Origin of the sequence: Dyella sp. 2HG41-7 (assembly GCF_021390675.1) — a bacterium.
In the GTDB taxonomy this organism is placed as follows: Bacteria; Pseudomonadota; Gammaproteobacteria; order Xanthomonadales; family Rhodanobacteraceae; genus Dyella_B.
In genome coordinates, this window is the sequence record NZ_JAJEJV010000004.1 from 721,678 (window position 1) to 733,710 (window position 12,033).

General features: G+C 60.2%; 12 protein-coding genes and 1 tRNA gene. 5 read left to right on the forward strand and 8 right to left on the reverse strand.

The window, feature by feature from the left end:
- Positions 1–62: 62 nt before the first annotated feature.
- Positions 63–707 carry an outer membrane beta-barrel protein gene (locus L0U79_RS04690; RefSeq protein ID WP_233840724.1) on the reverse strand — a complete coding sequence of 215 codons (645 nt, stop codon included), beginning with the start codon at positions 705–707 and terminating at the stop codon, positions 63–65.
- Between the two features lie 318 nt (positions 708–1,025).
- Between L0U79_RS04690 and L0U79_RS04695 the strand changes: the two genes are divergently transcribed.
- From L0U79_RS04695 to L0U79_RS04710, 4 genes are all read left to right on the forward strand, one after another.
- Entirely contained in the window at positions 1,026–2,930 is a 1,905-nt protein-coding gene (locus L0U79_RS04695) for a M61 family peptidase (protein WP_233840725.1), read from the forward strand.
- Positions 2,931–3,077: 147 nt separating this feature from the next.
- A tRNA-Arg gene (locus tag L0U79_RS04700) sits at positions 3,078–3,154 on the forward strand.
- A 144-nt stretch (positions 3,155–3,298) separates the two neighbouring features.
- Entirely contained in the window at positions 3,299–4,045 is a 747-nt protein-coding gene (locus tag L0U79_RS04705) for a DUF4386 domain-containing protein (protein ID WP_233840726.1), read from the forward strand.
- A 114-nt stretch (positions 4,046–4,159) separates the two neighbouring features.
- Positions 4,160–5,041, forward strand: coding sequence for an alpha/beta hydrolase (locus tag L0U79_RS04710; protein WP_233840727.1), 882 nt, complete (start codon positions 4,160–4,162; stop codon positions 5,039–5,041).
- Here the strand turns inward: L0U79_RS04710 and L0U79_RS04715 are convergent.
- Positions 5,036–5,497 (reverse strand): GNAT family N-acetyltransferase, encoded by a 462-nt coding sequence (locus L0U79_RS04715; RefSeq protein WP_233840728.1) that lies wholly within the window; start codon positions 5,495–5,497, stop codon positions 5,036–5,038. The two genes, L0U79_RS04710 and L0U79_RS04715, sit on opposite strands and share 6 nt — an antisense overlap.
- Before the next feature lie 69 nt (positions 5,498–5,566).
- On the opposite strand from L0U79_RS04715, the gene L0U79_RS04720 reads away from it, so the two are divergent.
- On the forward strand, positions 5,567–6,406 hold the full coding sequence (locus L0U79_RS04720; protein ID WP_233840729.1) for a class I SAM-dependent methyltransferase: 840 nt from the start codon (positions 5,567–5,569) through the stop codon (positions 6,404–6,406).
- A 57-nt stretch (positions 6,407–6,463) separates the two neighbouring features.
- On the opposite strand, the gene L0U79_RS04725 is transcribed toward L0U79_RS04720, so the two are convergent.
- The 6 genes from L0U79_RS04725 to L0U79_RS04750 all read right to left on the reverse strand — a co-directional run bounded on the left by L0U79_RS04725 (position 6,464) and on the right by L0U79_RS04750 (position 11,901).
- Positions 6,464–6,637, reverse strand: coding sequence for a DUF1328 domain-containing protein (locus tag L0U79_RS04725; RefSeq protein WP_204682777.1), 174 nt, complete (start codon positions 6,635–6,637; stop codon positions 6,464–6,466).
- A 90-nt stretch (positions 6,638–6,727) separates the two neighbouring features.
- Positions 6,728–6,961, reverse strand: a complete 234-nt coding sequence (locus L0U79_RS04730) for a CsbD family protein (protein ID WP_233840730.1) — start codon at positions 6,959–6,961, stop codon at positions 6,728–6,730.
- Positions 6,962–7,290: 329 nt separating this feature from the next.
- Positions 7,291–7,518, reverse strand: coding sequence for a CsbD family protein (locus L0U79_RS04735; protein WP_233840731.1), 228 nt, complete (start codon positions 7,516–7,518; stop codon positions 7,291–7,293).
- Between the two features lie 230 nt (positions 7,519–7,748).
- Entirely contained in the window at positions 7,749–8,549 is an 801-nt protein-coding gene (locus tag L0U79_RS04740) for a virulence factor (RefSeq protein ID WP_233840732.1), read from the reverse strand.
- Positions 8,546–11,104 (reverse strand): bifunctional lysylphosphatidylglycerol flippase/synthetase MprF, encoded by a 2,559-nt coding sequence (gene mprF / locus L0U79_RS04745; RefSeq protein WP_233840733.1) that lies wholly within the window; start codon positions 11,102–11,104, stop codon positions 8,546–8,548. The genes L0U79_RS04740 and mprF overlap by 4 nt, the downstream gene beginning before the upstream one ends.
- 194 nt (positions 11,105–11,298) lie before the next feature.
- The gene (locus L0U79_RS04750) at positions 11,299–11,901 is read right to left on the reverse strand and encodes a hypothetical protein (RefSeq protein WP_233840734.1); all 603 of its coding nucleotides are present in this window, start codon (positions 11,899–11,901) and stop codon (positions 11,299–11,301) included.
- Positions 11,902–12,033 lie beyond the last annotated feature (132 nt).

A 12,033-nucleotide genomic window follows, 5' to 3' on the forward strand; every position in this document is an offset into this window, starting at 1 on the left:
CGGGGGATTTTTGATACTGCAAGCGATAAAGCCCGCAGTGCGCTTCTACATATAAAGAGCGATTAGAAGCGGTATTCCACCGAGGCGGAATAGGCCGCCACGTTGGTGCGGCCGTGGCCGGCGTCCACGTACTCGGAGCTGGTGCTGTTGCCCGACTGCACGCGGTAGTTGTCGTAGTTGAGACCGACACTGAAGTTGTTGGTCAGGTCGTAGCCAACGCCCAGGCCGGCATACAAACCGTTGTTCCAGGTCTTGTAGCGGGCGCCGAGATCGCCGGACACCTCATCGAACTTGGTCTGCGAACGCATGTAGCCGGCGTGACCGGTCACGAACCAGTTCTGATAGAAGTTGTACTTGGCGTTCACGCCCAGGGTAGCGGCGCGCGGCTTCACCGACAGCGACGTGCTGCCGTCACCGGTCACGTCCGTCTTCGGACGACCGAGGTACACGTAGCCGATTTCCGGACCGATCAGACCGTTCCAGCGCCAGCCGAAGCGCACGTTCTGGAACACGCTGTTGTCATGGCTCAGATCGGCGGTGCGGAACTGAGTCTGGCCCAGCTGGCCGGCGACGAAAAAGTCGTTCTGCCAATTGGCGTAGTCGTTGGTGGTGACAGGGGTGCTGGTGTCGTCGGCGTGGGCGACCTGGGTCAGCACGGGGGACAAAGCAAGGGCGGCCACAGCGGCCGAAAGGGCGAGCTTATTCATGGTGGAAGACTCCATCTCTTTTTTCTTGGCCGACGGGGCGATGGGGAAGTCGCATCCGACGGGCCGCGCGGGGTGTCGCGGCGTAACAAGAATGTAACGTCCGTCCTGAACGAACCTTTGCCGTATGGTTTCGGCGGACTTGGTCGTTCAGTTTTGTCGATCCTTCGTGTGGCTTCTCAAAAAAGCTCGAATTCGAGGCGTGGCAAGGCCTGCGCGTGACCTCTGGCAGGGGAGCGGCGCGTGTGCACATGGCTAGGATCGTGGCCTTACGCCGCCCTCACGTTCATGTTGGCGGCTTGGTCGCACCAGGAGACGCCTTTGAAACTCACCCCGCTTGCCGCCGCCACCCTCGCCATCGCGCTGGGAGGCACCGCCTTCGCCGTCTACGCCGACGACATCCCCGCACCGCAGAACACGCCGTATGCGGCCGGTTCGCTGAAAATCGATGTGGACGCCACCGATGTCGCCCATCGCGTGTTCCGCGTCCACGAGGTGATTCCGGCGGCGGCGGGTCCGCTGACACTGCTGTATCCGGAGTGGATTCCGGGTCATCACTCGCCCACCGGTCCGATCGACAAGTTCGCCGGCCTCGTGGTGAAGGCCAACGGCAAAACGCTGGAATGGACGCGCGATCCGTACAACGTGTGCGCCTTCCATGTCGACGTGCCGCAAGGCGCGAGCAGCGTCGAGGTGGATTTCCAATTCCTCTCACCGCAGGACACCCGTCAGGGTCGCGTGGTGATGACACCGGAAATGCTCAACCTGCAGTGGAACACGGTCACCTTGTATCCGGCGGGTTATTACGCGCGTCAAATCCAGACGGATGCGAGCGTGACGTTGCCGACCGGTTGGCAATTCGGTTCCGCCCTGGATGTCGCTTCGCAAGACGGCAGCACCGTGCATTTCAAGCCGATCAACTATGACGACCTGGTCGACTCACCGATTTACGCCGGTAAGTATTTCAAGCGCGTTGATCTCGATCCGGGCGCCGCGACGCCGGTGCATGTCGACATCGTTGCGGACGATCCGAAGTATCTGGAGATCACGCCGGAACAGCTGAAGATCCATCGCAATCTTGTGCAGCAGATGTACAAGATGTACGGCGCGCATCACTACGATCACTACGACTTCCTGCTCTCGCTCAGCAACAAGATGAGCGGCAATGGCTTGGAACATCATCGCTCCAGCGAAGACGGCACACCCACCGGTTACTTCACCGAATGGGACAAGAGCTGGATCATGCGCGATCTGCTCTCGCACGAATTCAATCACTCGTGGGACGGCAAGTATCGTCGCGGCGCGGATCTGGCCACGCCGAATTTCAATGTGACGATGGGCGACACGCTGCTGTGGGTGTATGAAGGTCAGACGCAGTTCTGGGGCCAGGTGATGGCCGCACGCGCCGGGTTGTGGAGCGACAAGCAATACATGGAAATGGTCGCCGCCGTCGCTGCGACGTACGACAAGGGCCGTCCGGGCCTCGCCACGTGGCGCAACGTGCAAGACACCACCAACGATCCGACCATCGCTCAGCGTCGTCCGTTGCCGTATCGCAACTATCAGGCGAGCGAGGATTATTACTCCGCCGGCGAAATGATCTGGTTGGATGTCGACGGCAAGCTGCGCGAACTCACCGGCGGCAAGAAAACCATCGACGATTTCGGTAAAGCCTTCTTCGGCGTGAATCCGGGTGCGTGGGATGTCGATCCCTACACCTTCGAAGATGTGGTCAAGACGCTCAACGACATCGCGCCGTTCGACTGGAAGAGCTACCTGCGCACGCGTCTGGACGGGCACGGTCCGCTCACCGGCGGTCTGGAATCGCACGGCTGGAAGCTGGTCTATACCGACAAGCCGTCCGATGCGATCAAGGCGGCCGAAGGTTTCCGTCACACCGCCGATCTTACGTTCTCGCTGGGCGTATCGGTGGGCAAAGAAGGCGCGATCGGCGATGTGCTGTGGGACGGCCCTGCATTCAACGCCGGTCTCTCGCCGGGCATGACCATCGTGGCCATCAACGGCCGCAGCTACGATGCGGATGCGCTCAAGGACGCTGTCACCGCAGCGGCGAAGGACACCAATCAGCCCATCGAACTGTTGGTGAAGAACTTCGACGAGTACAAGACCGTGCGCATCGACTATCACGGCGGCCTGAAGTATCCGCATCTGGAACGCGATACCAGCAAGCCCGATACGTTGAGCCAGCTGATCAAAGCACGCTGATCCGTTTCCGCTCCTCCCTCTCCCCGTTGGGGAGAGGGCTGGGGTGAGGGGGCTACGTTGCGCCTTGGGCGCCCCCGCCCAACTCCGCTATACTTCCCGTCCGCCTGACGCACATCCCTCGGATCGCACGCGTCAGCGCTTCGTCACGCGCCCGTAGCTCAGCCGGATAGAGTAGTGGCTTCCGAAGCCATTGGTCGGGGGTTCGAATCCCTCCGGGCGCGCCATTTTCGTTGCTGCATCCGACGCTTTTCCCCATGGAAAGCGAGTACTTTCAGCACGCGAAACCATCGCTGGGCGAGCGCATCTTTAAGCTGTCATCCATCGCGTGCGAAATAGGTCAGGAGCTCCTACGACCGGAGGGCTTCGTGATGTCGGATCTCGATTCGGAATCGTATTCGCCGCTCGCGCTTGCGCGGATGCTCGGCATTCTGGCGCTGACGGGCATCGTGTGCGGTGCGTTCGATATCGGTTGCGTGCGCAACACGCTGATCGTCGATGGCGATGCTGCGGCGACGCTTCACAACATCATGGCGCACGAAACCTTGTTTCGCGCGGGGTTTGCCGCGCATCTCGTTTTGCTGCTATGTAACGTTCCCAACGAAATCATCGGTTTCATCCTGTTTCGACGCGTGAACGTGGTTATCGCAGCGGTCTCGATGGGGTGTGGGCTGGTCGGCACGGCGATCGAAAGCATCGATATGCTCAATGCTTATGTGCCGTTGAAGTTAGCGATGGAAGGCGGTGCGTTGAGCGCTTTCAGTGCGCAGCAGTTGCAAACCTTGTCCTACGTGTCCGTGCAATTGCAGGATACAGGGCTGCTGATTTCGTTTCTGTTTTACGGCATCGACGAATTGTTGTTTGGATGCTTGATCTTCCGTTCGAATTTCTTGCCGCGCATCGTAGGCGTGCTGCTTAGTCTTTCCGGCCTGTGTTATTTCACCGACGGCTTCGTGAGTTTCATCGCGCCGAAACTGCACGCGCAATTGCTTCCGTACCTGCTGTTCCCTTGCTTGCCGGGCGAAGGTCTGTGCGCGCTATGGTTTGCCATCAAAGGATTGAACGTGGAGAAGTGGCGGGCGTGGGGCGAGGGCATGCGGCTGGCGCCGTCGCGCTGAATCGATCCATGCGTCGAACGCAGGTCGGCGAAATCGTGAAGGTCGTCGCTGATTTCCCGGCTATCGCAAACGAGGTGCGGGCGTTAATGTACGCAAGCCAAAACGGGGGCGGTGATGGGACGACACGCGCGAGTTGAGTCGACGGCGGGACGCGGCGAAGCCGACGATGCGTCGTCGTGGATGACCATGGCCGACGGGCAACGTTTGTATGTGCGCGACTGGCCCAACGCATCGGCGCACAACGCCGTCTTGATCGTGCATGGACTGGGCGAACATAGCGGGCGCTACGAGACGCTCGCCAAATGGTTTGTCTCACATGGCTACGCCGTGCGCAGCTACGATCAGCGCGGTCACGGCCGGTCGCCGGGGCCGCGTGCGGCCTTGCGTCGCCGCGACGATTTGCTGAGCGACCTGGCGACGGTCTACGAGCGCTATGCCGAGGAGCTCGGAAAGCAGCCGGTGTTGCTCGGTCACAGCATGGGCGGCCTGGTCGCATTGCGGACGGTACTGGACGGCCGAATCGAGCCGCCCCGACTGGTGCTGTCGTCGCCCGCGTTGCGCGCGTTCGAGGCGCCCTGGTTGAAGCGCTTGGCGGCGATCTTGGCGCGTGTGGCGCCGAATCTTCCGCTACGCAACGGTCTGCCGTTGGATGGTTTGTCGCACGATGAAAAAGTGATCGAGGCGTATCGCAACGATCCACTTTGTACGCGATGGGTGACGCCGCGCATGGCCGATTTTATTTTTCGCGCGGGCGCATCGAGCATTGCCGATGCGTGGCGCTTGCGTGTGCCGACGTTATTGCTGGCGGCAGGTAGCGATCGCCTGGCCGATCCGTCCGGCAGTCGGGATTTCGCCAACGGCGCATGGGCGACCAAGCTTCTTACCAGCCGATTCTTCGATACGCTGTACCACGAACTGTTCAACGAAACCGAAACCGGTCGCCATCAGGTGCTGGCGCAATTGAGCGAATGGCTGCGCCGCACGGCGTCGCTATAGCGCTTTGCGATAGACGATAAAGCCCGAGTTCTGCGCCATTTTGTCGTACAGCTGGCGCGCCGTCGTATTGGTTTCGTGCGTGTGCCAGTACACGCGTTGACAACCCGCATCCGCGGCGGCGCGATACACCGCTTCGATCAGCGCGCGTCCCACGCCGGTGCCGCGCGCGTTTTCATCGGTGAAAAGATCCTGCAGATAGCAGCTTGGTTCGATCTGCGTCGTGCTGCGATGGAAAAGATAGTGGGCGAGGCCGATCAGCTTGCCTTCGTGTTCGGCGACCAAGGCGTGCACTGGTTCGTACGCGTCGAAAAAACGCGACCACGTGGCTTGTGTGATCTCGGCTGCCAGCGTCGTTGGTCCCTGTCTTCCATAAAAGGCGTTGTAGCCATCCCACAGCGGCAACCAAGCTGCGTAGTCCGCTTTCCTGATCGGTCGAATGGCAGGCTGCGAGTTCATACGGGGCCTTTGGCCTATTGATGGCGGTCATGTCCGTGTCCATCCTAGTGAAGGAGGAATCGCAGGCCAATGACCACTTCGCTGCAAAACACCGTTGATGCGTTGCTACAGGATCGATCGCTGCGCGAGCCGGATCAATTGGCGCGCCGCATCGATGCGCTGGATCGTCTGGAAGCATGGCTGGTCTACGACGAATCGTCGTTGGAGTCTTCGCTCTGTCAACGCGCCAACGCCGTGATGGCGGAATGGGAGGCGATCAATGAGCAGCTCTTTCAATCGATTCGCGACGATATTCGTCAAGGTAGTGGTGCGAAGTCGTTATGCGATTGGGCCGAAGCGTTGCGGCAGCAAGATCGCGCCGAACGCTACGATCCGCTCGACGCCTTGGTCGCTGGCGTGCTGAATTTCGAAGCGCCCGGCGATGTTTCGGAACTGGCCAACGAGATGGTGTTTTATCAGCCCACGCCTGCGCGACATATTTTCGATTTCATCGCGCGCGCGCAGCTCGATGAGCGCGATGTGGTCATGGATCTGGGTTCTGGACTCGGGCACGTCGCGTTATTGACGGCGATTTGCACGCCTGCGCGTTGCATCGGCATTGAATTGGAGCATGCTTATGTCGTGAGTGCGCGCCAATGTGCGCAGGCGCTCAACATCGGTCGAGCGTCGTTTATCGCCCAGGACGTAAGGGCCACCGATTTATCCGAAGGCTCGGTGTTTTATCTGTACACGCCATTTACTGGAACGTTGTTGCGCTCAGTGCTGGATGATTTGCGGCGCCAGGCGGAGCGGCGGACGATTCGGCTCTGGACGCTTGGGCCGTGCACGACGGTGATCGCGAACGAGCCCTGGTTGGTCACTGAGGATCATGGCGATACGCATCGCGTGAGCGTGTTCCAAAGTCGTTGATGCGACGTTGCGAACGTATGGCGCCACCACGAGACGGTAGTGGCGCCAAAACACTCGTCAGAGTCGTGGACCGCGGCGAATGCCGCCAAAGATCAGCGACAACACGAACAGCACGATAAAGACGATAAAAAGAATTTTCGCGATACTCGCCGCGCCAGCGGCGATGCCGCCAAAACCGAATACGGCGGCGATGATGGCGATGATAAAAAATACGGCTGCCCAATAGAGCATGATGATCTCCAGCGAAGGAAGGTTCGGAGAGCGCTGCTCCCCATGCGAAAGTTGCGGCGACCGCGCTGCGATGCGGATGCGACGCAGGGCTCAGTGGTGGCGCGGACTAGGCCTGTAACGGCTGATATCCAGATCCCGCTCGATCGCGCGAATTTGCCGTTGCGCGTCGGTGCGAGCCACCGCGAAACGTTCTTGCATGCGGCCGGACAACATATCGGAGTGGCCTTCGACAACTTTCAAATCGTCGTGGGTCCACTTGCCCCATTGCTGCTTGATCCTGCCGCTGATCTGCTTCCATTGACCGCTGATCGTGTCGCGATTCATGTGGTTCCCTTAGATTCGGTCGTTAGGCGATGCAAGACGTGCCGCATCTCACGCAACCGATTCGACCAGCGTGCCCGTGAAAGGATCGTCCTTGTTGAGCAGGGCGATTCAGGCATGTGAAAAATCGCGCCACGAACGTTCACGCGATGACGGACGGCTCGCGTTGTTTTCGACGACGTATCGTCGACGCATGCAAGCGCAAGAAGTTGGGCAAAATTTCGTGAGCGCCGGATACAACAAGGCCAGCGCGATCGCTGGCCTGTTTCCCCGCACCAGCCCTAACGCGCTCGATAGTGGCGCGTGCTGGTGCGGGGCCGCATTGGATGGACTTAATGATGCGTTGTCGGACTATGCTTGCTGTCTAAGTGACGCTCGAATTCGCGTATTTGCTTTTCGGCCTCATTGCGGGCGATGCCGTAGCGTTCTTCGATCTTGCCCGCTAGGTACTCCGTGCTTCCCTCGGCGACTTTCAGATCGTCGTCGGTGAGCTTGCCCCACTGTTTCTTGATGTTGCCGGCAAGTTGTTTCCATTGACCCCGGATCATGTCCTGATTCATGGCGGTACCTCGCTAAATTGGCCACAGGTAGTGAGAGATCGCACTGGTGCGCATGCACACCGTGCATTGACCGATTTGATCACCTCGCTTGTAAATCATTCGTCTCTGCGGTGTGCACAGATGTCACGACGATTTAGCTTGGTGAAAAATGCGAAGTCGTCGACGCCGTTGCAGCGTCGCAGCGATGCTTGAGGCCGATATGCACGCCGTAGTCATCGGCGCGCCATACGTCAGTGTGCGACGGGTGGTGTCGCGGAGGACGGATCGCCGGGAAGCTCGCCGATCATGCGCGTGGCGAGTCCGTCGTAGTTGTAATCGAAATGATGATCGCCGGGCATCACGTGCACCTTCACCCAAGCGGGCAGGTGCGGGTCGTTGCACACGGTGTCGTCGCCGTCGTCGCGGCCGTAGTAGCAAACCGTCGGCGGTTTATCCTGCAATGCGGTCAGCGCCGGCAACGCGGGATAGTGCGGCACCGGATTGAGCCATTGCTTGAGTTCCTGCAGGTGCGTCTTCAACCAGTTCTCGCGCACCATGATGTAGCCTTCCATCTCGATCTCGAAGTTCACATCCGTGCTTGGCGAGAGCAAGGTCATCTGCGTGATGCGATCGCGATTGGCGGGGCTGAGTTTGCCGACGATGGTGGGCAGCACGTCCGCGCCGAACGAGAAGCCGATCAACCACACCTTCTGCTTGTGCAACTGCGTGGTGTACTTGGTAATCAGCGCATCGAGGTCGCGCGCGGACTCGTCCGCAGGGCGCAGACGCCAGTAGTAATCCAGACAGCTGACGCCAAGCACCGGAATGCCGCGCGCTTGAAGGCGCGCGCCCATTTCTTTGTCCAGATCGCGCCAACCGCCGTCGCCGGAATAGAAAATTGCGACCACGTCGTCGTGACCGGCCGGCGCCGATGCGGTCGGCATCAGTTTGACCGTGGCTTCGTCCAGGCTGGGACGCGGAAACGGTTTCCAAATGAAGAGCGCGGCGACGACTGCCACAACGACAACAGCAACAGCGACACGCAATTTCATCGACGCACGACTCCGCTTAGGCCGCCCGAAATCAGGCTGGCGACATTGGTGAGCACCACCGGCAACGCAATGCCGCCCGGTGCTGCCAGGTACCGCGGCTCCCATTCGGGATCGAACTTGTCTTTGTAGCGGTGCAGGCCCTGGAAATTATAGAAGCGTTCGCCGCGGCCGAAGATAAGCGCGCCGAAACGACTCCAGAGCGGCGCCAGGCGGCGGCTCTGCAAGCCCGAGAGCGGCGCCATGCCGAGGTTGAACCAGCGGTAGCCTTGCGCCTTGGACCACTGCATCAGCTCCACGAACAAATAGTCCATCAAGCCGGACGGCGCATCAGGCAGGTAGCGCATCAGATCCACCGACGCTTCTTCCATGCTTTCGCACAAGAACAAATTCGCAAATCCCACCGGCTTATCTTCCTGCCACACGACCGCCATGGGCGTGCGCAACAAATAGCGTTCTTCGAATGCGCCGAGCGAGAAACCTTTTTCGCGCACGCGTTTGTCGCGCAGCCATGCATCGGAGATGGATTTCAATTGCGGCAGCAGCGACGGTAATTGTTCGACGGGCACGATCTCCACGCGCAGTCCGTCACGCGTGAGCTTGTTGACCGTATTGCGCAGCACCTTCTTCGATTTGCCATCGAGGTTGAATTGATCCAGCTGCACGCGCGCTTCTTCGCCGACTTTCAAGAGACTCATGCCGACTTCGAGATACAGATCCAGATCCGCCGGATTCACCTGATAGAACACCGGCCATCCGCCGGCGCGTTCGCAGCGTTCGCGGAAGGTCCACACGAGCTCTTGCCGCGCGCGATCGTCCAAACCGACCGGATCGCCCATCGCCACCCAGCTGCGGCCTGCGATGCCGTACATGATGAAGGCTTTGTTGTCCGGATCGAACAGCAGGCTTTTGTCGCCCATCAACGCAAGATGCGCTTGCGCGGAGGTGTAGTGCTTGATCAGCGGCAACGCGCGCGCGATGTCGGTTTCATTCGGCAGCGTTGGGCGCGCACGCGCCGAGCGAATCAGGGTGGTGAGCGAAAACAAAAACGCCACGCCGGTCGCGCCGACCAGGGCGCGCAACGCGCGTGGCGCATTGCCGTGATAGAAGCTGAATTGCCACCACAAGTCGTTGCGATATTCCACGTGCTGATAGCTGAAAAGCACCAGCCACGCGGTGCAGCCGAGCACCGTGGCGCAGGCCAGCACCCAGCCGAACGAAAAGCTCATGTCGAACATTGACGCGCGTCGATAGAACAATCGATGCGCGGGCGCAAGCGCGACGGCGAGCAACATCAGCAAGCCGGCTTCTTCGTAATCGATACCTTTGAGCAGCGACGCCACCGCGCCCGCCACCAGCAGCACCAAAGTCAACCAATACGCCGCGTCGAGTCGGCGCTGCAATCCGCGCGCAAGTATCAACAGCGACATGCCGATCACGCTCGCCAAAAAGTGCGAGGCTTCCATCACCGGCAACGGCAGCAGATCGCTCAGCAATTCCAATCGACCCGGCAACACGGCAGTTGCGCCGGAGAACAGCAGCACCGCGCCGGATACCAGCGTGAGTCCGGCGAAAAATGGCGGCAAAATGCCGTTGAACCATGGCGTAAGCAGCGCGGTTTGACGCAGACCACGCGCTTCGCGAATCACCACGGCGACCGTGGCCGCGCACAGCGGCAGCAAGTAATACACGCCGCGATACGCCGCCAACGCGCCAAGAATCGGCGCCGACAAGGCTTGATTACCGGTCGCGCCGAAGCCCGCCAACATCACCGCTTCGAACACACCCAAGCCGCCTGGCACATGACTGATCAGACCGGCGATCTGCCCCAGCGCAAAAATGGCGAGAAACGATCCGAAATGCAGCCCCAGCGAATCGGGCATCAAGGCATAAAGCACCGCCGCGGCCAGTCCCCAATCCAGCGCGCCGACGAAGACCTGCTGAAGACCCACCGACAATGGCGGCAACTGCATCTTCCAACGCCACACCTTGATGGGACGGCGAAGCATTGCGCCGCCGATCAACCACAATGACGGAATCGCACACAGCGCAATGCCCACCAGCAAGCGCTGATGAGAAAGCGGCAATCCTAGAGGAATCGGCACCAGCAACAACGTCACGCCGGTGATTGCAAACAGGCCCAGCCAAAAGCTGATCGTGCAGAACACCACCACCTTGGCGACATCCATCGTCGACAAGCCGGACTGGATATAAAAGCGATAGCGGATCGATCCCGACACCAGCATCGCCATGCCCAGCGTGTTGCTGAAGGCGTAACTGATAAAGGAAATCAGCGCGACGCGCGGCGTCGGCAGTTTGCGGTCGATGGATTTCAGTGCGAACAAGTCGTACAGCGGCATCACCGCGTAACCGAGCATCGTAAGCACGATCGCTTGACCGATGCGACCGCGACGCAGGCGATGCATGTATTCGCCCACTTGGTGATAGCTGACTTCGCCCGCCAGCCGATACAGCGCAAACAGCGCCAGGCCGAGCATCAATACCGATAGCGCAGGCCCGCCGAATCGGCGCAACCACACCGGGCCAGGCCGGCTCAAGGCGTTTTCCTGGCTAAGGACTTCGGCCCCGCCTTGTTGCTCCACGCTACCAACGCCTCTCAGAAACCATACACAGGCTTACCCTAGACCGCGATGGTGCCATACCTGGCATGACAGGTAATAACTTGCGGTGGTGTTTCGCAAAACAAAGGGCGCTCCAATGGAGCGCCCCGGCATCGAACGTGTTGCGAGGCTTAGATCTTCTTGACTTCGAAGTTCTTGCTCGCGACCTGCTTGCCATCGACCGAGATGTCGACCTTGTACTTGCCTTCCGGCCACAGGTCCGGGTTCTGCAAGCGGAAGGTGGTGACGCTCGGGCTATCGGCCACGATCGACTGGCTGGTGCTCATGATCATCTGGCTCTTGTCCAGGTACGTCCACTTCGCATTGAGCGTGGCGCCCGGCGTGCTGCCGGTGGTTTCGACGCTGACGTAGATGGTCTTCTGGCTCGGCGAGAAGCTGCTCAGATCTTTCTTGACCTTGTGATCGGCATTGACCGTATCGCCCAACGTCACCGTGCTCACCTGGAAGCCTTCGGCGGTAGGCGCGGCGGCGGCAGCCGGCGCGGCCGTGCTGGCCGGTGCCGGCTGAGCCGGCGCGGCAGCCGTGGCGGGTTTGGCCGGTGCGGTGCTGGCCGGAGCCGGCTTGGCGGCGGTGCTGGCTGCGGCGGGGGCGGTGCTCGAGGCAGCCGGCTGATTGGCCGACTGTTGTTGCTCGTTCTTGCCGCAGGCGCTAAGGGCCAGCAGGCCAACCAAGGCGACGCTATAAACGGCGGCGGAACGTGCGGAAAGTTTCATGGGCGGGATTCCGAAAATAAGGAAAAACGTGACCGGAGACCGGCGGTTTCGAATGCAGTTGTTAAGGCTAGCGCCAGCGATCTGAAGTGCCGATGACCGGGGCGCAGAGTTTAGGATGCTCTGATCAATTCT